Here is a 21,239-nt window from a genome sequence, read left to right as displayed (position 1 = left end):
TCTCTGTGCTTTTTTAATGCTATAATATTGTAATCAATCGTAAAGGAGATCAAATATGGGAATTGAACTCGTTCACTTTAGCATTGGCAAACCGAAACAAATGAAATATGGCGAAGATAAAGAAATGATAACAGGTATATGTAAAGATCCTACAGAAGAGGCCTTTCTCTCAAAAGACGGATTTCGTGGTGATGACGTAGCGGATTTAAAACATCACGGCGGACCTGATCGCGCTGTTTGTGTGTACCCACACGAGCATTACGCACTATGGGAAGAGGAATTTCAAACTACGCTTCCCGCTTCCACATTTGGTGAAAACATTACCGTAACAAATATGTTAGAGCATGACGTATGCATCGGAGATACATATCAACTAGGCGAAGCAATCATTCAAGTAACGCAAGCTCGCGTACCTTGTAGCACAATTTCAAAACGTCTTGGCATCCCTGGCATACTGCCGCGTATTGTAGCAACTGGATTTACTGGCTACCTATGCCGCGTTCTTCAAGAAGGTACTGTACGTAAAGATTCAAAAATTACATTACTAGAACGTCAGCCGAGCAATGTTTCTGTTTTGTTCTCTAACGAAATTTATTTTCATAATAGAAAAGATAAAGATGGCATTAAAAAAATCCTTGCTGTTCCAGAACTAGCTGATATTTGGCGTGGTCAGTTAGAAGATCGTCTTGCGAAGTTAAAATAAAGAATCCCACCTTCTGCAGGTGGGATTTTATTAATCTATTAAAAAATATATTAGGCAATGAAATGATATTGACGATTAGACAAACACCAATATTCCATCTACATCTTACAACCAATAAGAAGAATAACTCCCCAGCACAGTAACAGAAAAACCGAGTGCTTCAAGTTCCATCGTTACGCCTGGCAATAATACGTCATCGTATGCTTTATCGACATCGATTAAGAAAAAGTAATTTCCAAGACCTGTTTTCATCGGACGCGATTCGATTTTTGATAAGTTTAATTTTCTCCATGCGAAAGCTGATAACACTTGATATAGGGCACCTGCATAATCTGCAGGTAACGTTATCATAAGCGTCGTTTTCTCTCCGCGGTTCTCTCCGTTATTCGGGAGTACTGCTTTCTTTTTCTTATGGAGTACTAAGAAACGTGTGTGATTATTTTTATGCGTATGAATACTACGTCTCACAATTGTTAATCCGTATTTTTCTGCAGCCGCTTCATTTGCAATAGCGGCAATTTTCTCTTCAGGATGTTCTTTCACATATTGTGCAGCAGCACTTGTAGATGTCATATCTCGAACAGTTACTCCTTTTAATTCTTCATTTAAAAATTTATGGCACTGTGCAATGGCATGCGGATGAGAATGCACTGCATATACTTCATCCCACACTTCTGCATACTGCGGATGTACAAGTAAATGCTGCTGAATTGGTACTGTAATTTCTCCTACAATGGAAAGCGGCTGCTCATGTACAAGGTAATCAACCGTTATATTCACTGAACCTTCTATTGCATTTTCTAACGGTACAACTGCGAAGTCTACATTTTCATTTGCAGCTGCATCTATACAATCTGGAATCGTTCGATACGGTACATGCTCTGCTTCCGGAAAAAAACGACTCACCGCCATATTTGTAAATGTTGCTTCTGGTCCTAAATATCCTACTCGAATCATCGTCTTTTCCCCTCTTTTTCGTTTTCTTACTGTTATACCATACTTTTTTATATTCTTCTATGTAAATTTCGAATATTTAAAAAAGACTAGCATTCGCTAGTCTAAATGTTTCTTATACTCTCTTTGAGCGAAGAAGAAATAAATGATACATGCTGCGATATAAAACAGAATGAACAAACCTACTTTTCTTAATGATCCATCCATAAAAAGCGTATTATGAAACGTATATAATGCAACTGCACTATGCATACTCCCTACTATAATTGGCGCAAAAAATAGCATACATAATTGCCAACGAGAAATTTTCCATACTTCTTCCTTCGTCATTCCAAGTTTAGAGAGTGCACCATACTGCTTTCGGTCCGATGCAATATTATGGAACCATTTAAAATACACGATACTACATGAAGTGAGAAAGAATAATATACTAATAAATGAGCCTACAAATAGAGTAATATCACCGCCTTCTTTCATATTTACATACAACTCCATATTGCTTCGAAATGCATTATTATTATCTTGTTTTATATGTCTCCGTAAATCTTCATTTAATTTCTTCGTATTTTCTATATTTGATAATGTGTAGCCTCTATATATCATTTTTTCAGAATCAGGAACCTGATTTGCTATACTGTCAAAATCTTCATCATTCATAACGAAGAACAGACCATTAATGTACGAAGGGTGATGGTTAAATTGAACCCCTTCTTTCTGACCGTTAAATACGAATTGATATGGTTGATTCATTACTTGCAATTGAATCTCTTTTTGATTATACACATTCGAATTATTGTATTTATTATAATAAACGAGTGTCACTGTACCTTTTTTAGGACAATACGTTTTCTGTTTTTGTTTCCTTGCTTCTTGGTTATATTCACTTTCTTTTATAAGCGGTACTATTGTTGTTTCTCCCTTATTAGACTGAAAGGATGCATAAACTCCAACAAAACTCATATATTGAAAATCATCATACTCATATTGATGCAGTAATTTTTCAACCGCATCTTCCTCAAAGACTTCATGAGTAGAAATACCTTTTTCTATGTACGAAAACGAGTGTACCCCTCCAGTTCGCCACATATCTTGCATGCTAGAAAAATATAAGAACACCGTACCTGTTGCTGTAACTACAAACGTCGTTGCCATAGACATCAGAAAGAAAAAGCGACCATTTTCCTTCATTCGATGTGACAATTGATTCACTATAAATAAATACGGATATGTATACATAATCTTTTTATTTCGCTTTATCATTTCTAACACTTGGGTAGCTCCATGTGTAAAAGAAAAGTACGTTCCAAAAAAGACAAGTATAGACACAGGGAAAAAGTATATTGCTATCGTAGTCATCGTCACTTGTAGCGCCAACGCATACCCGCCCACTAAACAAGCAAAACCGAATAAACAAAGCCACTTTGATGTTTTCTTCTCTTTTTTATCTGTTCGAAATTCTTTCAATAACCGAATGATTTTTATATTCCATATACGTAAAGCACTTATAAAAGATAACAAAATAAAAACGACCATATATGTAATAAATGTTACACCAATCGCCCTTACGTCAAATATGACAGGGAGTTCTTTCGGAAGCCCCAGTAACATACTAAATACCATGAAGAAGAGCTTTAAAAAGATCAAGCCCAGTCCTATACCGAAAATATTAGCAAAAATTCCAATTAATATTTGCTCGGTCATAATTACTCCTATTACGTTAGACTTCGTTGCTCCCATTAACATATATAACCCTAATTCTTTCTTACGTGCTTCTATGAAAATAGAAGTAGAGTACAAAATAAATATGACGAAAAAAGAAATGATTATAACATTACATATGATAAGTCCCCAACGTACGTTTTGATACCACATCGTCTCTTGCATATACGGATGCACAATGACAGACATATATGCGTAAGAAGCAAATATTGCAAAACAACTACTTAAGAAAAACACTTTATAATTACGCCAATTCCCTTTTATATTTTGCAGCGCTAGTTGCCAAATGTTCATCTATCGTCCTCCTGTAACTTACTACATAGGCAAAAAGCTAGAGGTTCCCCTAGCTTTTTACGTGTTTTAAATATCCTCTTTGCGCGATCATAAAGTAAATGGCAGAAGCTAAAATGTATGCTCCAATTACAAGCGCACCTGATTTCCATAAATCAATATAAAGCATTTTCCCTAACGTATGAAGAGCAACTCCACTATGAATGGAACCGATTAAAATTGGGATAAAGAAGATAACTCCCATTTGTCGAATCGCAATTTTGCGAATTTCTTTATCTGTCATACCGATTCTCTTTAACGATTTAAATTGAATACGATCTTGTTCTTTATCGTTAAACCATTTAAAGTATGTCATACTACAAGCGAAGAAGAAGAACAGTACCGCTACGAAGAAACCGATGAACATTGTAATTGCTCCACCTTCTCTTATATCCTTATACGCAAACACTGAATTTCTCAATTCTCCTTGCTTTTCTGGTGCAATTTCATTTTTCAAATCTAATACAAGATTTTCTGTATTTTTCCAATCCTCGATATAATAACCGTAATATTTCGTCTTTTCTTCATCTGGTACGAGTTTTGCATATTTCTCAAAATCTTGATCATTTACAATAAGATATTCACTATCATTAAAAACAGAATACTGCGTTGGATTATTTAATTGAACAGACTGCTTTTGCCCGTTAATTGTAAATTCATACGGTTTCGTACGATCTATCTTCATCAGTTCATTTGACATATCAACCATAACCATCGTTGCACTACCTGGTGCATTATGAACTTCTGTAGGTTGCTCTCTCTTTTGTTTGCGCACTTCTGCATTATATTCTTTTTCTGAAATAATCGTCATCGGTACTTCATGTTCACTATTAAACAACGTTATTTTCTGTGTTGCCGGTAGTTTAACGTAGGTTACTTTTCGCGCATCTTCAAACCCGTGTCTCTTCACAAGCTCCTGTACCTTTTCTTCATTAATAAGATTATGCGTATTTAACCCCTTTTCCTCATATGAAATAGCATGTGGTGTAAGTTCTACCGTTTTCGCACTCATATTTTCAAAATATACGTACAGTGTACCTACTGCTGAAGATACTACCGCCGTAATAATAGAAATTACAAATAGAAAACGAGCATTATCTTTCATTTTATAAATAAGATTGCTAAGAACAAACATATTTGGATACGTATAGAAAGATTGCTTTCTTTTTTGTAATGCTTTTAATACAACTGTACTACCTTGTGTAAATAATAAATACGTTCCGCCAATTGTCAGTCCTACCACCGGTAAAAAGAGGATGAGGAAATTCAGAAACGTTACTTGGAAGCTAAGTACATATGCAGCAATAATACATCCTATACCAACTACACATAACCATGTAAATGCAAACGGCTCTACTTTTTGCTTTCTAGCTTCTCTTAATAAATCAATAATTTGCAAGCGTCCTACTGTCCAAACACTAAACAATGATAGGATTAAAAATAGGATAAAGTATACGCCAGCTGTAATAAGAACTGCTTTACTATTCCAAACAAGTGGAAGTGTCTTATCTATTTTCAATAATACGCTTAACGCTTGGAAAAATAATTTTGAACAAAGCATTCCAACCCCAATACCAATTACAATTGCAATACTACCTAACATCAGTTGCTCTAATATAATCATTCGACCGAGCTGCGATTTCGTTCCGCCTATTAATGTTAGTAGACCAAACTCTTTTTTTCTTGCTCGTAAAAACGTTGAATTTGCATATAAAATAAAGAGTGCCGAGAAGATGACCACAATATAATTCATCGATTCTAATCCTTTTGTGATCATCTTTCTCATACTAATATTACCGCTTACGACATCTGGATGATAAATAAAAGAAGCATACATGAAAAATACGACAATCGATAAACAACTACTTATAAGAAACGCTTTATAGTTACGCCAATTTCCTTTTACGTTATTAAGCGCGAGCTGGCGAAAGTTCATGATATTCTCCTCCTAGCATCGCAAGTACGTCCAGAATTTCTTGGAAAAAGGCTTGTTTCGTTCTTCCTTTATGTATTTCCGAGAAAATTTCCCCATCGCGTATGAAAAGGATACGTTCACAATAACTAGCCGCTACTGGATCGTGCGTAACCATTGCAATCGTTACTTTCTTTTGCTCGTGTAAATCTTGCAGAGCGCCCATTAGCGATTTCGCTGACTTCGAGTCTAAGTTTCCAGTTGGCTCATCTGCTAAAATTAACGTCGGTTCATGAATGATTGCTCTCGCTGCTGCTGCACGTTGTTGTTGTCCCCCAGATACTTCGTATACTTTTTTATTTAAAATTTCTTCGATGTTTAAAAACTTCGCAATTTCCAGTACTTTCGCATCGATTTCATTTACAGATTTCTTCGCCATTACAAGTGGTAAAATAATATTTTCTTTAATGGATAACGTATCAAGTAAATTAAAATCTTGAAAGATGAACCCTAAATGTGTACGGCGAAACTCCGCTAATTTTGCAGCACGCATTTGATTAATTTCTTCACCATTTACAAGCACATGACCTGAAGTTTGCTTATCAATTGTTGCTAATAAATTTAAAAGCGTCGTTTTCCCGCTTCCTGAAGGACCCATAATCCCTACAAATTCGCCTTCTTCTATTTTAAAATTTATATCGTTTAAAGCAGTCGTCGCTACTGAACCTTTTGATTGGTACACCTTCGTTAATCCTTTTACTTCAAGAACACTCATTTCTAATCCCCCTACGTGTTTTCTTCTTACATTTACTATAAGAAAAATAAGAAAAAGAAACGAGTGATTTCCCTTACAAAACGTTTTGTTATCTTACAGTTTTGTCATTTTTCTCATCAATGTATGATATTCTTCATCTTTTGCAAATTGGAACGTGAATGTTGTCCCTTCTCCTTCAGCCGATTGAACATACATTCCATGATGTAAATTATCGCAAATTTCCTTCGTAATATATAAACCCATTCCAGTCGCTTCTCTCGTTTTACGGCCATTTACCCCCGTAAAGAATGGATCAAATATGCGCTTTACATCTTGCTCTGGAATACCGATTCCATTGTCCTTAATATGTAATAACACCTTTTGGTCTTTCTCTTCAATTTGAAATTGAATTTCCTTTTTATCTGCTTCTGAGATTTTCGTATACTTAATTGCATTTACAACGATTTGACCTATGGCAATACTTAGCCATTTTCTATCAGAGGCAACCATACAAGTATCTTCTTCAAACATCACTTTCGGAAATACAGACGATTGAATGAAGGATTTCCGATTTTCATTAATAATACCTCGCACGACATCTATAACATTTACTACTTCTACCTTATAATCTTTCGCAAACTGCTCTAGTCTTGCCATATGTAACGCTAAATCTAAACCATTTAGTATACGATTATTTTCTTCACGAATACTTTCAACTGTTGCTCTTGCCTCACGATGCTCTTTGCCAAACTTTTGCAGCAATAATTCAATAACAGATACTGGTGTTTTCATTTGGTGAATCCATTGGTTCATAAATATCATTTGCTGTTGCTCTTTCGCATGCTGTTTATGAACTTCATTCATATATTGCTGTCTTAATAACGTAAAAGATTCAACGACCATTTCTTGCTCTGATGTATAAGATTCATCAATAAGTAAAGAGTCATGTAATGTATTTCCACCAGTAACATACTTTTCGATCCTCTTTAAAAACACACTCCGTTTTCGGTAATCGTAAATGAGGTATACAGTAAACACAACTGTTCCTAATAAAAGTCCATATAACCATGTACTCCAATCAATGGATCGCTTTTCTAAAAGACTTTGCAACTGTAAAACGAGCCCAAATAAACAAAGGCTAACAATATAAGAAAGAATTAAAGAAAAGCGGTCCATGAGGTAATTTTTAACCTTCATGCCCTTCGCCCCACTCCGTAAGAAGCGCATAACCATATCCACGTTTCGTTACAATTGCATTTTTAATGCCTAACTCCTCTAGTTTCTTCCTTACACGTTTTACATTTACGGTTAATGTATTATCATCCACAAATGCTACTTCATCCCATAGAGCTTCTAACAGTTCTTCGCGCGTTACATATTGATTCACCTGTTTCATTAAACACTCTAATAAGTAAAACTCATTTTTTGTCAGTTCAGTTTGTTGTCCTTGCCACTCAACAATATGCTGAGACGGGAATAACAACAGTCCATTTACACCTAAACAATCACTCTCAGCAGCAGAAGCATACTCTCCGTAACCACGGCGAAGCGCACTCTTCACCTTTGCCATTACGATATCTAAATGGAATGGCTTCGTAATATAATCATCGCCGCCATTTTCAATCGCCATTACTTGGTCCATTTCCCCTGTTCTTGCAGAAACAAAAATAATTGGCGCATTCGATACAGTACGAATTTGACGACACCAATAAAAACCGTCAAAGTACGGTAAATTAATATCAAGTAACACGAGATGAGGATTCACTTTTACAAACTCATCTTTTATTTGACGTAAATCACTTGCTCTAAATGATTGATAGCCATATCTTTCTAAATGCTCTTCTAATATTCCCGCGATTTTCTCATCATCTTCTACAATTAATATTTTATACATGTTCGTTTTCTCCCCATAAAAAATTCTTCTAAAAACCACTCCCTTTTTATTATAAATTGAAAATTTAATTAGTGGGGATTTTTTCCTATACAAATCCGATTTTTACGATATAAAAAAAGACTGCCGTATTTCGGCAGTCTTAATCGATAAATTCAAATTCATATTCAAGAATTTTTACAATATCTCCGTCTTTTGCACCACGTGCACGAAGCGCTTCATCAATACCCATTCCGCGCATTTGACGAGCGAAACGACGTACAGATTCATCACGTGAGAAGTCTGTCATCTTGAATGTTTTCTCGATATCGTAACCAGAGATAACAAACGTGCCATCACTTTCACGGGTAATTTCAAATTTAACACCTTCAGTATCAAATTTGTACATTACACTTGTATCAGACTCATCCGCAACTTCATGTATTGGGAATTCTGGTGTTGTTTCTATTAAGTTCGCTACTTCAAACAGTAAGTCACGAACACCTTGTCTTGTTACAGCTGAGATTGGGAAGATTTTTACTTCGTCTCCCACTTTCTCTTTAAATGCTTGTAAGTTTTCTTCTGCATCTGGCATATCCATTTTGTTTGCAACAACAACTTGCGGACGCTCAGTTAAGCGAAGATTGTATTCTTTCAATTCATTATTAATCGTTACGTAATCTTCATATGGATCACGGCCTTCTAAACCAGACATATCAATAACATGCACGATTACACGTGTACGCTCAATATGACGTAAGAATTGGTGTCCAAGTCCGACGCCAGCATGTGCGCCTTCAATTAGTCCTGGAAGGTCAGCCATAACGAAGCTGCGGTTATCACCAGTTTCAACAACACCAAGATTCGGAACGATTGTTGTGAAGTGATACTCTGCAATTTTCGGACGCGCTGATGATACAACAGATAATAATGTAGATTTACCTACACTTGGGAATCCAACAAGTCCAACGTCTGCTAGTACTTTAAGTTCTAGAATAACATCACGCTCTTGACCTGGTTCCCCGTTCTCAGCGATTTCTGGCGCTGGGTTCGTAGCTGTTGCGAAACGTGAGTTACCACGGCCACCACGGCCACCTTTTGCAATTACAGCAGTTTGTCCATGCGTTACTAAATCGGCAAGAATTTGACCAGTTTTTTCATCTTTTACTACTGTTCCTGGCGGAACCTTTACAAGTAAATCTTCAGATTTACGTCCGTGCTGACCTTTACTCATTCCGTGCTGACCGCGATCAGCTTTGAAATGACGTTGGTAGCGGAAGTCCATTAATGTACGTAAGCCTTCCTCAACTACGAAAACAACATCTGCACCTTTACCTCCGTCGCCACCTGCTGGGCCACCTTTTGGTACATACTTCTCACGACGATACGCAACCATACCATTACCACCGTCGCCGCCTTTTACATATATCTTGACCTGATCTACAAACATTATTTCACCACACTTTTTTCAATTGGTTGTAATATAACTGAGACTTCTTCGTCTCGCACTGTATAAGAAATGGAATACCATTTATTGTTTTGGGTCGCAAGCCAATTCTGTAGTTCTTCTACACTCGTTAGCTTACCACGAAAATCAAAAAAGAAACGAGCATTATCCGCGTCACATTCAATTGTGATACAAACATAATTTTCAACATATACGTCTAAACTATGCTGAAGCATCGAGAAAAATTGATTCGTCCATGTACATACAGTCTCATCTAAGTGAGATAAGTTATGTAATTTCCCTAATACTTCGTACTCCAATAAGCACGGCTGCTGTTTCCAATTATATGTTAAAATCCACTCTGAAAATAAAGGCATTGATAGCCCCATCAGATTGGATTCTTGTCTCGCTTCTTGGACAAAACGATCGATGAGACTATGAATTTCTTCCACTTTTCCAAGGGAAAGGTTTCCTTTCACCATCTGCATACGATTGAGCCAATCATGTCTTGAATGGCGCAATGCATCTATAATTGTCCATTTTTCATTCATTTAGATACCCCTTAATATAGAAAAACTCTAACCTGCACTCAGGTTAGAGTTTTCCGTGAGTTCTTATGCTTCTTGAGCAACAGGATATACGCTCACTTGTTTGCGGTCACGACCAAGACGCTCAAAGCGTACTACGCCGTCAACTTTCGCGTATAAAGTGTCATCGCCACCACGACCAACGTTAACACCTGGATAAATTTTTGTACCGCGTTGACGGTAAAGAATTGAACCACCTGTAACCGTTTGACCATCTGCGCGTTTAGCACCAAGACGTTTTGACTGAGAGTCACGACCGTTCTTTGTACTACCTACACCTTTCTTAGATGCGAAAAACTGAAGATCTAATCTTAACATACGTTACACCTCCTGCACTTTTTCTATTAAACGGATATACTTTCCGTAATCAAGTTCGATCGTCTTAAGCGAAACAACTAATCCTTCTAAAAGCGTTTGTGCTTTTTCTGCTGCATGAACGTCTAAATCATTAGGCAATTCATACGTTAAGAATCCGCCATCACTTCCGAGTTCAATAGTTGCTTGCACATTACAAAGTTCTTCCACTGCATTTATAGAACCAAACACAACCGCTGTAGTTCCAGCACAGACAAGGTCTTGTCCATGTGGCGCATAATCGGCATGTCCAGTCATTTTAAATGATTGGATACTTCCTAATTTCGTGCGACTTATCGTAATTTTAATCATGTTAACCAGAATTAAGCGTTGATAGCTTCAACAACTAGCTTAGTGTAAGGTTGACGATGACCTTGTTTCTTACGATTGTTCTTTTTCGCTTTGTATTTGAAAACGATGATTTTCTTAGCGCGACCTTGTTTTTCAACTTTCGCAGTAACTGTTGCACCTTCTACAACTGGGCTACCAACTTTAACGTTTTCGCCACCAACGAAAAGAACTTTGTCAAAAGTAACAGTTTCACCAGCTTCAACATCTAATTTTTCAATGTAGATTGCTTGACCAGCTTCAACTTTAATTTGTTTTCCACCTGTTTCGATAATTGCGTACATACTTGCACCTCCTCTTAATTACTAAGACTCGCCAAAAACGAGGTAGACATAAATGCCTTTAGGGAACCTGTCTTGTGCGGTTGTAGCATATAGCCGTTTAGGTGCTATAAACTATAACATAAAGATGTTATCATGAATCATAGACGGTTGTCAATAAATGTTCTGCTAACTATTTTTTCCGTTCTACAATTTCTTTTTTACTTCCAAAACGAACGATAGCATACTTTTCGATAATATCATCTTTGAAATAAATTTCAAATGGAATATTTTTTTGTAATCCTTTTTGCAAAAACTGTTTTTGCAGTTCTTTAGGCGCAGCGATTAATACTGCTTCATCTTCTATATTGCCATATGTGATTAGTTCTCTCTCTAACTCATACGCAATTGTTTCATGCGACATCACATAACCCGTCGCTTTGCAAGGTACACACTCTTTTAATAATACGTCCCGTAAAGAATGCTTTTTACGTTTACGTGTCATTTCCAAAATCCCTAGCTCCGTAAAGCCGAGCACCCTTGTATATGTTCGGTCATCTTGCATAGCAGCTATGAGACATTCTCTTACCTTTTCTTTATCTTCTCTTTTTTTCATATTAATAAAATCAATTAATATCATACCACCAATATCACGAAGTCTTAATTGGCGTGCAATTTCTTCGGCGGCTAGCTCATTTGTGCGAAGTACTGTATCTTGTAAATTTTGTTTTCCCGTAAACTTGCCCGTATTCACATCAATTACAGTCATCGTCTCCATTTGTTCTACAATTAAATAAGCACCATTTGGAAGCCAAACAATTTTTTGGAGTGCTTTCTCAATCTCACGCTCTATTCCAAAATAGTTAAACATCGAAGACTTTTCATTATAAAAAGATACTTTTTCTTTTCCAACTTTGTCTTCTAATTCCTTTACTATACTTCTTGTATCTACAACTACTTTTTCAATTGTTTCAATTGGGTTCTCTTGAAATACACGATCTAAAAAGGTCGCCGGTCGATGAAGTAATAACGGCACCTTTCCTTGACCCTCTTTTCTTTTTAACTCTTCATACAACTGTTGTAACCCTTGCATTTCAGCTTGTATTTCTTCAATTGCTCCTTTTTCAGAAGCAGAACGGAAAATATATCCCCCCGTTCCCTCTATTTCAATTTGGAGTAACTGTTGTCTTCTTTTATTATTTTTTATTTTTCGAGAAACAGCGCGCATCTCATCAAACGGCATATAAACGACATATTTCCCGGTAAATTCTATATTCGCTGTCAATTTAGGCCCTTTCGTATCAATTGCCTCTTTCACAACTTGTACGAGTATCGCTTGCCCTTCATGTATACGATAAGAAGATGGTACATCATCGTATGAAAGGTAAGCATGTTTTTCTAAACCGATGTTTACAAAAGCTGCATTCATTCCAGCAATTGTTCTTACGACACGTCCAACATAAATATGCCCAACAATCTCTTGCTCTTCATTACGTTTCCATAAAAACTCAACAATCTTTTTCTTCTCTTCAATTGCAACGCGCTTTTCCGAACCAGCGTAATTCACATATAACGTTTTCAAAATTATTTCCTCACTTTATAATCTTCTTTGCTTTTACAATAATAAAAGGTTAGTGCTATCGTCAACACTAACCGATTAATTCTTCAACTGATGAAGTTGTTCGTTTTTCAGTAAAATATGCATAGAGCAATTCATTTTCATCCAATGTGTAATGCTCTTTATATTTTCCACGGACGATAATAGAATGCTTATATCCTCTACGAAATTTTGTGAAGATCGTATATAAACGATCTTCCGTTTGCACTTCAATAGGTGCAATCTTTTCGATTCCTCTTTTGTTTCCATAATAACGTTCTAATAAAAAACGCATAAATGCATACCGTCTTTGTTTCCACTCTTGATATAATGACACTGCTAAAAATATGAGTAGTACCCACATCATAATATTGTTACTATTCCAGAGTAACTGCCATCCTAATATTACACTAAAAAAAACACATGACAATTGCATCATCTTTTCATGTGCTTGTAAATAAGGGAAACGATATGATAATACATTAAACAATACTTTCCCGCCATCTAACGGCCAAATAGGAAGTAAATTAAATGCTAAAATAATTATATTATTCCACATGAAGAAATAATATAAATCTGCATTCAGCCAACCAGCTTTGAACAACATATAACCTACCAGCATCATCCAAACATGTTGAATCGGTCCTGCAATTACGACAACAAGTTCCTCTTTCAATGACTTATTACCATGTTCCTCAAGCTCGGCAACGCCACCAAATGGCAAAAGCTGAATTCTTTTTATACGCCAATTATAGTGTGCTGCTGCAAAAGCATGCCCAAGTTCATGAATAAGAACAATACAAAATAACAGTAGTAACTCTTTAAAACGCGCAGTAAAAATACCAATGACAATAATAACCCAAAATAATGGATGCACGGAAATTTTCGTTAAAACGTCCCTATATTTAATCAAATGATATCACCTGGATCGGATCAATAAATTTCTCATTCTTTTTTATCGCGAAATAAAACTTTCCATTTTTATCATTTGTATCATTACTCACCGTTCCAATTTTTTGTTTCTTTGAAACGTAATCATATAATTTCACTGACATATCGTTTAAGTTTGCATACCATGACTCCGTACCATCTGCATGTTGAATTTGAACTGTATTTCCAAGTTCCTCTTTCTTGCCTGCAAAAACAACTAACCCTTCATTTACTGACTCCACTTTTGCATTTGTAGCTGTTTGGACAAATACACCTTGGCCATTTTTTTGAAACCCTTGCATTACCTTTCCAGAAGCAGGAATTGCATAATCTTTTTGCTGAATACTTCCTTCTTTTTTCTCGTTCGGCGAATAGAATACAAGCGGTTTTCCAAATTGCTTTTCGTACCATTTCGCTACAGTAGCAAACTGAAATTCCTCTTTCATCACTTTTTCTGTAACAGCTTTAGCTCCATTGAATGAAGAAGGAGCATTCTTATATAAAATAGCAACCGAAAGAACTAATATTGCTGATAATAAAACTTTGAAGAAAAAGACTTCCTTTCGAAATAAAGGATGCATTTCCTTTTCTCCATCTTCAATAAATACTGCTTCACTATCAAAATTCCCTCCGTTAAAATACTGCTCTTCCTCCATCCTTTCTTGCTCGGCCTTCCTTTTTGCAATCCGCTTTTTAATTTCTTCTACGCGTCTATTCTTCATACTGTCTCCTTTCTTTCGTTAAGCTAATTTCATTAGAAACAGTTGTATACAGTTTGTACATATGTATGAGCTAAGAAAGAAAGATATTCGTGTGAAGAAAAAAGAAAGCACCTCGCATATGTGCGAAGTGCTCTTAACGGATTCCAAAGAAGTTTTTCACCTTTGCAAATACCGATACCTTTTCTTGTTCAAATGCTTGTAATGGTACATTCTCACCTAACAAGCGTCTTGCAATATTACGATAAGCCAACGCTGCTTTTCCGCTTGGTTGCAACGCCACAGGTTCACCTGTATTTGTAGCTCGAATAACTTCATCGTCATCTTCGACAACACCAAGAAGCTCGATTGACAATGTACGTACAATTTCATCAACATCTAACATATCCTGTTCATGAAGCATATGACTACGTACACGGTTAATAACAAGTTTGGGTGGTTCAATATCCTCTTTTTCTAAAAGCCCAATAATACGATCCGCATCGCGCATTGAGGATACTTCTGGAGTCGTAACAACGATTGCTTTATCCGCACCAGCTACCGCATTTTTAAATCCCTGCTCAATCCCCGCAGGACAATCGATTAATATGTAATCATAATCTTGACGTAATACTTGTATTAATTCATCCATTTGTTCAGGTGTTACCGCTGATTTATCACTCGTTTGTGCTGCAGGTAATAAATAAAGATCATCAAAACGTTTGTCTTTAATAAGAGCCTGAGGTAAACGGCAACGCCCTTCAACGACATCAACAAGATCAAATACAATACGATTTTCCAGCCCCATTACTACGTCTAAATTTCGAAGACCGATATCTGTGTCAATTAAGCACACTTTCTTTCCAGATAACGCTAGGGCCGTACCAATGTTCGCAGATGTAGTAGTTTTACCTACTCCGCCTTTTCCAGATGTAATTACTATTGCCTCTCCCACAGCTATACAATTCCCCTTTCTAACTTTGTTAAATTAGGTCTAAGATGAGTGAGAAGTTGCAGGCGATCGACAACAATGTGATTGTTCTCATTAATATACGCACATTCTGCCGCCTCCGCTCCGTCTTCTTTCTCTTCCGGAGCCCGCATTGCCACATCACTAATTCGAAGTTGCATCGGGTTCATAACAGATGCAGCGATTACAGCATCCGAATCCCCATAATACCCAGCATGTGCAATTCCTCTTAATGATCCTACGACAAAAATATTCCCCCCAGCGATAACCGTTCCGCCTGGATTAACATCTCCAATTAACAACAAATTTCCTTTTACATGTAAAACTTGTCCAGAGCGAACAATTTTGGAAATAGGGACAATTTCTGTTTCTTCTTTCCAAGCTATTGCTTCTGCTTTAGTGATAACATCACTTTCAATTGAATCCACAACAAGATTCTTTTTATTACGAATTAACGTACGAATCTCTTCTTGTTGGACTTCTGTTAAATAACGATTTCCTACTTTCACATGCACTTCAATTAAAGAGCGCCCATCACCATCGTAGTAATGTGTAGAAAGTTTTTCGTCTAATTCCATCAATAATTCTGAGAATGAACAACAATCATCTAAATGAAGCGTTATCCCATCTTTTGTCCCTTTTATCGTTACATTTTGTTGCTTTTTTTCTTCCACTAAAGTTCACCCCACCGATTCAATTCGACATAAAATTAGAAAATCCTTTTTTCTTTTTCTTCCATCGCTTTTGAAAGACGCACTATATATCGTCTCAGTGGGAAACAAACTATCAATAAGAAAATAGCATTTAACAATAAAGTAGAAAGGAGACGATCTGTGAAAAAGACATACGCTGGCATATGAGTACGTCCTAATAAAGTTAAGAATCCATACACATAATACTCTAGTGCTACAACGCTAGCTAATATGATAGAAACAACAATAAATAAATTCAATTGTAGTACTTTCATCACACTATATACTAAATAAGCTAAAATCGGATAAGCAAAAATATATATCCCGACAAGTTCTGTGTATACGGTATCAAATAAGAAGCCAAATAATAGTCCGTAATAAATCCCTTGGACCGGACTATAATACACTGTAATAAAACATAAGACGATTATAAAGAAATGCGGTGCTGCTATGCTGTCTTTCCAAAATACATCCGTTGGAACAACAGTAGCAAACATATTTTCAAATAGAAACACAAAAAGGAGCAAAAGAGGAAGAGCTGCTCTTTTTAATATCTTCATCATCTCTTCTTCTCCTCCTATTCTAATGGCGCTGAAGGTGTTGCACGTTTAGCAACCGTAATATGCTCTACGTCATTTAAATCAGCGGCAGGTTTTACATAAGCTGTTTTTGTTAAGCCATATGCATCCGGCTGAACTTCAACGATTTTTCCAATTACAAGACCTTTCGGGAAAATATCACCCAGTCCAGATGTTACAACTAGTTGATCTTTCTCTACCGGTGCATCAGAGCCAATCTTTGTGAAAAGAAGTAATTGCTTTTCTTTGTCATAACCTTCAATCAATCCAAAGATTTTCTCTTGCCCTTGTACAATAGCAGAAACGCGATTTGTTCGGCTCATAGAACTTAGTAATTCTACTGATGATGTAAACTGAGATACACTTTTCACTCTTCCAACTAACCCTTGTGAAGTTACTACAGCCATATCTTTTTTAATTCCTTGCTGTGCCCCTTTATCAATTCCAATTAAATCGTACCATTTATCTGGATTACGAGAAACAACAGTAGCTGGAATTTCAGTATACCCGCTATTTAACTCTTTTTTACCAGTTAGCTCTTGTAACTTCTTGTTATCATCTTCTAATTGTTTTACTTTCCCTGATAGACCTGCATAATTATCTAATTTTGCTTTTAATTCTTTATTCTCTTCATACGTGCGCTTTACATCCTCTACATTTTCGAAGAATCCAGCTACGTATTTCGCTGGCTTTTGGAATACACGTTCTACAACACCGACAGTATCTTTAACAAACTGCTCTGGCCATGTTAAACTGTTCCGTTCTTTCAATGAGATTCCAATCAATGCCACGAGAAGAATAATACTAACCAACAAAACAATTAATCTTTTGTTTAAGAAAAACTGTGGCACGTTCACACCCTCTTAATTTCACTGATTTTTATTTTGCAATATTATCGAGCAGCAGTTTTGAAAAGATCGATATTGTCTAATGCTTTACCTGTTCCAATTGCTACGCAATCTAATGGATCTTCTGCAACAAGAACTGGCATTTTCGTTTCTTCACTAATTACTTTATCTAAATTACGTAGTAATGCCCCGCCACCTGTTAATACGATACCGCGGTCCATAATATCAGCCGCTAATTCAGGTGGAGTTTTTTCTAACGTATTTTTAACTGATTCTACAATCGCATCTACTGTATCTTTTAATGCATCTGCAATTTCTTCTGGCTGAATTAGTACTGTTTTTGGTAAACCACTTACTAAATCACGACCGCGAATTTCCATAGGCTCGATACCTTCTGGCTCGCCTGCAGAACCAATTTCTAATTTTAATGCTTCAGCTGTTCTTTCACCGATCATTAAGTTATAGCTTTTCTTAATGTACTGAATGATTGAATCGTCCATATCATCACCAGCAACACGGACTGACTGGCTTGTTACAATACCACCTAGAGAAATAATTGCAACTTCTGTTGTACCGCCACCGATATCAACAACCATACTACCAGTTGGTTCCCAAACAGGTAAGTTTGCACCAATTGCTGCTGCAAATGGCTCTTCGATAGGATAAGCATCACGAGCACCCGCTTGACGAGTCGCATCGATTACTGCACGTCTTTCTACAGCTGTAATACCAGATGGTACACATACCATTACATACGGCTTACGTGAGAAGAAACCGTTTGATTTTTGAGCTTGTTGAATGTAATATTTCATCATTGTTGCAGTTGTTTCATAATCAGCAATTACACCGTCTTTCATCGGGCGAAGTGCCACAACGTTCCCTGGTGTACGACCAATCATTTGTTTTGCATCGCTACCTACAGCAACGATTTGTTTCGTATCAGTTTGTAACGCAACTACTGAAGGTTCACGTAAAACTACACCTTTTCCTTTTACATATACAAGCGTGTTCGCAGTTCCTAAGTCTATTCCAAGATCGCGAGTAAATCCACCAAATCCAAACATATTATTTATCTTCCTTTCTTGTTTTCACGGACTCATTTTTTCTTACTTTATATTATAAAAACAGTACGTTTTTTATATCTTTATCCTTTTTGTAGATAAATTTCTACAAAAAACTCATAAATCACATTATAAAACAAAATAAGTAAAAAGCATAGTCTTAAATATGACCTTTTTCCTTTAAACTCACGAATTTATGGTCACCTATTATAATATGATCAAGCACTTCAATTCCGATAATCTGGCCGCATTCTACTAAGCGTTTTGTTACTGCAATATCTTCACGGCTCGGCGTTGGGTCTTATCAATAGTGAATTTCAAAAAAAACTTTCAAATCAGCCTTCTAACTTTGAGTACATGTCTTTAAAGAAGAGTTACATCTTGAATTATTTCACATCACTTTTCACATATTTAAAATATTTTTAGGGAAGTATTCTTACCAGAAGGTTCTACATCTTCATTTTAAATACGTATACAATCGTATACATGATGGAAAACCACAAAAACACACGAGGTGATATAGATGGCAGAAACATTTAGAAGGGGAAAAATAATTGATCACACTAAGCGCCTTATTTCCCGAAAAGAGATTATTGCCAGTCAACTTATACAAAATGAGTTTTCTTGTATGCGAGATAGTCTTTTGGGTCAAGTTCAATGTCTAGATTTTATAATACACGAATTGATTATAGAATTTGATCTTAAAAATGAATTATAAAAGAACTATATGCATATTCTTTATGAGTATGAAGACAACCTGTATACATATGTATACTTTAACATCAAACATATTTTTAACATAATTCCTCAAAAAAAACCCTTCTTATAACTAATATTAAAAGAAGGGATTGAAACTTTTTTGCTTTATATTCTTATTTAAAATTTAAAACCGAAAAATCTATTTACTTCTTCTTCAGTTCGGTCTAATTTTGCTACAATACATCTATTTTGTTCAAAAAACTTTAAATCCTCTTCTAATAATTCGCTTTTATTAAGAGTTACAAAATATTGTCCACTACCTACTTTGTGTAGCTCCTCACCAATGACTCTTAATAATTTACCCTTTACATGATCATCCGGTTTTGAATAAGAACCATCATGAATTAGAAACTCTATAGGCTCGTTTTGTTCTCTCCTATACAAGAACCATGTTAAGTCAAACATATTTACTTTCATATGTAGTCTGCCATGTGACTTCTCATCCGGGATTGAACAACTTACTTTCAGCCTACCTAGGGTAGCATTTTTAATCCTATTATCATATTCAAAGTCTAGGAAACCATTTTGATTATACGTAACTTGCATTAGATTATTGAAAATTTCTTGTAATCGTTCTTTTTGTTCATTATACGAGGTAACTTCATCATAATTCATTGAGTTTATTCTTAGTATCTCTTGTTGAATTTCATTGATCTGATCATTTAATGTATTCATTTTATTATAGTCTTTGATGCGTAATTTAATTTCAGTTAGCTCAACTTCTTTTTCCCTACGATCATTCATTAAAATCGAGAGGTCTTCAATAAATTCATTCGTATTGAGCATTTGCGTACTTGTTTCTAATTGCACCTCTAATTCAGCTTTGAGTTCATAAAGCTTTTTTAACTTGGACTGTAAATTTTCTATTTTATTATTAAAGTATTTCCCTCTACTTTCTACCATAAAATCATAGAACTCTTTAACTTCTTGATAATTCTCTTTAACCTCAGTTGGAAAGAATCCTACTAATTCCTCATAAAACTCTTCCACATCATCTAATTTTTTTATTTCATTGACTTTATCTACTAGGTTGTCTATATTTTTTTTATATTGATTACAAATATGTTCGTACTCAAATATTGTATCCTGTACTTCATTTAAAGTTTTTTTCACCTTTGAATACTCAACCGTATTCTCATTGTATCGTTTTACTGTTTTCGCTTGCTCTATTAAAGAGTTTAATTCTTCTATTTCCTTAATAAATTCTTCTTCTCTAACCTTTAGTTTTCCGATGTCACCTGTTAAAGATTCGATTAGTTTAATTTCATTATTAAGCTTTTCTATTTCCTTATTCAAAACTTTAATTTTATTTTCTGTCTCATACGGCATTTTAAAAAGATATGCTAATAGCATGTATTGTTTAAGTGCTGCCCTATTAGGAAGTACAATATCATTAAATCCCGTTTTCTCATCTCGAATAATATATTCCCTTAGACCTGCAAAAGTAATTTTTTTATCACTGTTATCTAGTACAAAGCTCTCTATAGCTTTTTTATAATCCGTAATCTTTATTTTTTCCCAGTCATTTATATCAAAAGATACTTTTTCTAAACGTAGAATATAGCCATTGCGTGGACTAGTAAACAATCTACCTAAAAATATTGTTTCACCACGTACTTCTACTTCAAGAACAATAAATGGATTTCTCTCAATTAAGATAACGTTATTTTCATAATAATTAGAGATACTTTTCCCTAATAACATTTGTAAACAATCCACCATAGTTGTTTTACCGACACCATTAGTTTCATCTTCGTTTTCTCTTTTTTCCCCTAAAATTATATTCAAACCTTTAGGATTAAATTCATACTCTTTTAATTTTTCCCTGTCACGTAGACTATATATAATCAATTTTTTTAAAATCATTG

At 35.6% G+C, this 21,239-nt stretch carries 22 protein-coding genes, 1 pseudogene and 1 other annotated feature; of the genes and pseudogenes, 2 read left to right on the top strand and 21 right to left on the bottom strand.

Going from position 1 to position 21,239, the window contains the following annotated elements; translation table 11 throughout:
* Window positions 1–55 precede the first annotated feature (55 nt).
* Window positions 56–703 (top strand): MOSC domain-containing protein, encoded by a 648-nt coding sequence (locus MR107_RS06655; protein ID WP_074553425.1) that lies wholly within the window; start codon window positions 56–58, stop codon window positions 701–703.
* A gap of 105 nt (window positions 704–808) precedes the next feature.
* Here the strand turns inward: MR107_RS06655 and pheA are convergent, their stop codons facing one another.
* The 20 genes and pseudogenes from pheA to MR107_RS06555 form a co-directional block, all read right to left on the bottom strand.
* The gene (gene pheA, locus MR107_RS06650) at window positions 809–1,660 is read right to left on the bottom strand and encodes a prephenate dehydratase (protein ID WP_000621701.1); all 852 of its coding nucleotides are present in this window, start codon (window positions 1,658–1,660) and stop codon (window positions 809–811) included.
* 96 nt (window positions 1,661–1,756) lie between these two features.
* A complete protein-coding gene (locus tag MR107_RS06645; protein ID WP_001028682.1) occupies window positions 1,757–3,670 on the bottom strand; it encodes an ABC transporter permease in 1,914 nt (637 codons plus the stop codon).
* A 49-nt stretch (window positions 3,671–3,719) separates the two neighbouring features.
* Window positions 3,720–5,642, bottom strand: coding sequence for an ABC transporter permease (locus MR107_RS06640; RefSeq protein ID WP_001011410.1), 1,923 nt, complete (start codon window positions 5,640–5,642; stop codon window positions 3,720–3,722).
* Window positions 5,617–6,393, bottom strand: a complete 777-nt coding sequence (locus MR107_RS06635) for an ABC transporter ATP-binding protein (RefSeq protein WP_000114529.1) — start codon at window positions 6,391–6,393, stop codon at window positions 5,617–5,619. The genes MR107_RS06640 and MR107_RS06635 overlap by 26 nt, the downstream gene beginning before the upstream one ends.
* A gap of 93 nt (window positions 6,394–6,486) precedes the next feature.
* On the bottom strand, window positions 6,487–7,569 hold the full coding sequence (locus tag MR107_RS06630) for a HAMP domain-containing histidine kinase (RefSeq protein WP_075677858.1): 1,083 nt from the start codon (window positions 7,567–7,569) through the stop codon (window positions 6,487–6,489).
* Window positions 7,559–8,266, bottom strand: coding sequence for a response regulator transcription factor (locus MR107_RS06625; protein WP_000276723.1), 708 nt, complete (start codon window positions 8,264–8,266; stop codon window positions 7,559–7,561). The genes MR107_RS06630 and MR107_RS06625 overlap by 11 nt, the downstream gene beginning before the upstream one ends.
* Before the next feature lie 139 nt (window positions 8,267–8,405).
* Window positions 8,406–9,692, bottom strand: coding sequence for a GTPase ObgE (gene obgE / locus MR107_RS06620; protein ID WP_000497128.1), 1,287 nt, complete (start codon window positions 9,690–9,692; stop codon window positions 8,406–8,408).
* Complete coding sequence (locus MR107_RS06615) at window positions 9,692–10,240, bottom strand: sporulation initiation phosphotransferase B (protein ID WP_001003584.1); 549 nt, start codon at window positions 10,238–10,240, stop codon at window positions 9,692–9,694. Before MR107_RS06615 ends, obgE begins: the two co-directional genes overlap by 1 nt.
* 63 nt (window positions 10,241–10,303) lie before the next feature.
* The gene (rpmA, locus tag MR107_RS06610) at window positions 10,304–10,594 is read right to left on the bottom strand and encodes a 50S ribosomal protein L27 (protein WP_000944958.1); all 291 of its coding nucleotides are present in this window, start codon (window positions 10,592–10,594) and stop codon (window positions 10,304–10,306) included.
* 3 nt (window positions 10,595–10,597) lie between these two features.
* Window positions 10,598–10,942 carry a ribosomal-processing cysteine protease Prp gene (locus MR107_RS06605; protein ID WP_001973720.1) on the bottom strand — a complete coding sequence of 115 codons (345 nt, stop codon included), beginning with the start codon at window positions 10,940–10,942 and terminating at the stop codon, window positions 10,598–10,600.
* An 11-nt stretch (window positions 10,943–10,953) separates the two neighbouring features.
* Window positions 10,954–11,262 carry a 50S ribosomal protein L21 gene (gene rplU, locus MR107_RS06600; protein ID WP_000270907.1) on the bottom strand — a complete coding sequence of 103 codons (309 nt, stop codon included), beginning with the start codon at window positions 11,260–11,262 and terminating at the stop codon, window positions 10,954–10,956.
* Window positions 11,263–11,276: 14 nt separating this feature from the next.
* Window positions 11,277–11,354, bottom strand: a sequence feature (ribosomal protein L21 leader region).
* Window positions 11,355–11,431: 77 nt separating this feature from the next.
* Window positions 11,432–12,820, bottom strand: coding sequence for an Rne/Rng family ribonuclease (locus tag MR107_RS06595; RefSeq protein ID WP_000855493.1), 1,389 nt, complete (start codon window positions 12,818–12,820; stop codon window positions 11,432–11,434).
* A 67-nt stretch (window positions 12,821–12,887) separates the two neighbouring features.
* Window positions 12,888–13,748, bottom strand: a complete 861-nt coding sequence (spoIVFB, locus tag MR107_RS06590; protein WP_000599058.1) for a stage IV sporulation intramembrane metalloprotease SpoIVFB — start codon at window positions 13,746–13,748, stop codon at window positions 12,888–12,890.
* Window positions 13,741–14,487: a stage IV sporulation protein SpoIVFA gene (spoIVFA, locus tag MR107_RS06585; protein WP_000797471.1), complete on the bottom strand. Its 747-nt coding sequence runs from the start codon at window positions 14,485–14,487 to the stop codon at window positions 13,741–13,743. Before spoIVFA ends, spoIVFB begins: the two co-directional genes overlap by 8 nt.
* A 133-nt stretch (window positions 14,488–14,620) precedes the next feature.
* Window positions 14,621–15,418, bottom strand: coding sequence for a septum site-determining protein MinD (gene minD, locus MR107_RS06580; protein WP_000503309.1), 798 nt, complete (start codon window positions 15,416–15,418; stop codon window positions 14,621–14,623).
* A 2-nt stretch (window positions 15,419–15,420) separates the two neighbouring features.
* Window positions 15,421–16,107 (bottom strand): septum site-determining protein MinC, encoded by a 687-nt coding sequence (gene minC / locus MR107_RS06575; protein ID WP_000391521.1) that lies wholly within the window; start codon window positions 16,105–16,107, stop codon window positions 15,421–15,423.
* 35 nt (window positions 16,108–16,142) lie between these two features.
* Window positions 16,143–16,688 (bottom strand): rod shape-determining protein MreD, encoded by a 546-nt coding sequence (mreD, locus tag MR107_RS06570; RefSeq protein WP_000975766.1) that lies wholly within the window; start codon window positions 16,686–16,688, stop codon window positions 16,143–16,145.
* Window positions 16,689–16,702: 14 nt separating this feature from the next.
* Window positions 16,703–17,554, bottom strand: a complete 852-nt coding sequence (gene mreC, locus MR107_RS06565; protein ID WP_001135488.1) for a rod shape-determining protein MreC — start codon at window positions 17,552–17,554, stop codon at window positions 16,703–16,705.
* Between the two features lie 41 nt (window positions 17,555–17,595).
* Window positions 17,596–18,615: a cell shape-determining protein MreB gene (gene mreB, locus MR107_RS06560; RefSeq protein WP_000466736.1), complete on the bottom strand. Its 1,020-nt coding sequence runs from the start codon at window positions 18,613–18,615 to the stop codon at window positions 17,596–17,598.
* Window positions 18,616–18,772: 157 nt separating this feature from the next.
* Window positions 18,773–18,913: pseudogene (locus MR107_RS06555) on the bottom strand (JAB domain-containing protein); the annotation flags it as partial.
* Window positions 18,914–19,135: 222 nt separating this feature from the next.
* Between MR107_RS06555 and MR107_RS06550 the strand changes: the two are divergent.
* Window positions 19,136–19,330 carry a hypothetical protein gene (locus MR107_RS06550; RefSeq protein ID WP_044784511.1) on the top strand — a complete coding sequence of 65 codons (195 nt, stop codon included), beginning with the start codon at window positions 19,136–19,138 and terminating at the stop codon, window positions 19,328–19,330.
* A gap of 158 nt (window positions 19,331–19,488) precedes the next feature.
* On the opposite strand, the gene MR107_RS06545 is transcribed toward MR107_RS06550, so the two are convergent.
* Entirely contained in the window at window positions 19,489–21,237 is a 1,749-nt protein-coding gene (locus tag MR107_RS06545) for a DUF2326 domain-containing protein (RefSeq protein ID WP_044784513.1), read from the bottom strand.
* Window positions 21,238–21,239: the final 2 nt, after the last annotated feature.

Source organism: Bacillus cereus group sp. BfR-BA-01441 (assembly GCF_022663075.1).
GTDB classification, from domain to species: Bacteria; Bacillota; Bacilli; order Bacillales; family Bacillaceae_G; genus Bacillus_A; species Bacillus_A cereus.
Note: the sequence above shows the minus strand (reverse complement) of the source record. Positions and strands in the feature narration are given on the sequence as shown.

What these genes read in the sequence shown, in the direction of transcription:
- MR107_RS06655 (WP_074553425.1), top strand. Translation starts at nt 56, where the DNA reads ATGGGAATTGAACTCGTTCACTTTAGCATTGGCAAACCGAAACAAATG.
- pheA (WP_000621701.1), bottom strand. Translation starts at nt 1,660, where the DNA reads ATGATTCGAGTAGGATATTTAGGACCAGAAGCAACATTTACAAATATG.
- MR107_RS06645 (WP_001028682.1), bottom strand. Translation starts at nt 3,670, where the DNA reads ATGAACATTTGGCAACTAGCGCTGCAAAATATAAAAGGGAATTGGCGT.
- MR107_RS06640 (WP_001011410.1), bottom strand. Translation starts at nt 5,642, where the DNA reads ATGAACTTTCGCCAGCTCGCGCTTAATAACGTAAAAGGAAATTGGCGT.
- MR107_RS06635 (WP_000114529.1), bottom strand. Translation starts at nt 6,393, where the DNA reads ATGAGTGTTCTTGAAGTAAAAGGATTAACGAAGGTGTACCAATCAAAA.
- MR107_RS06630 (WP_075677858.1), bottom strand. Translation starts at nt 7,569, where the DNA reads ATGAAGGTTAAAAATTACCTCATGGACCGCTTTTCTTTAATTCTTTCT.
- MR107_RS06625 (WP_000276723.1), bottom strand. Translation starts at nt 8,266, where the DNA reads ATGTATAAAATATTAATTGTAGAAGATGATGAGAAAATCGCGGGAATA.
- obgE (WP_000497128.1), bottom strand. Translation starts at nt 9,692, where the DNA reads ATGTTTGTAGATCAGGTCAAGATATATGTAAAAGGCGGCGACGGTGGT.
- MR107_RS06615 (WP_001003584.1), bottom strand. Translation starts at nt 10,240, where the DNA reads ATGAATGAAAAATGGACAATTATAGATGCATTGCGCCATTCAAGACAT.
- rpmA (WP_000944958.1), bottom strand. Translation starts at nt 10,594, where the DNA reads ATGTTAAGATTAGATCTTCAGTTTTTCGCATCTAAGAAAGGTGTAGGT.
- MR107_RS06605 (WP_001973720.1), bottom strand. Translation starts at nt 10,942, where the DNA reads ATGATTAAAATTACGATAAGTCGCACGAAATTAGGAAGTATCCAATCA.
- rplU (WP_000270907.1), bottom strand. Translation starts at nt 11,262, where the DNA reads ATGTACGCAATTATCGAAACAGGTGGAAAACAAATTAAAGTTGAAGCT.
- spoIVFA (WP_000797471.1), bottom strand. Translation starts at nt 14,487, where the DNA reads ATGAAGAATAGACGCGTAGAAGAAATTAAAAAGCGGATTGCAAAAAGG.
- mreD (WP_000975766.1), bottom strand. Translation starts at nt 16,688, where the DNA reads ATGATGAAGATATTAAAAAGAGCAGCTCTTCCTCTTTTGCTCCTTTTT.
- mreB (WP_000466736.1), bottom strand. Translation starts at nt 18,615, where the DNA reads ATGTTTGGATTTGGTGGATTTACTCGCGATCTTGGAATAGACTTAGGA.
- MR107_RS06550 (WP_044784511.1), top strand. Translation starts at nt 19,136, where the DNA reads ATGGCAGAAACATTTAGAAGGGGAAAAATAATTGATCACACTAAGCGC.
- MR107_RS06545 (WP_044784513.1), bottom strand. Translation starts at nt 21,237, where the DNA reads ATGATTTTAAAAAAATTGATTATATATAGTCTACGTGACAGGGAAAAA.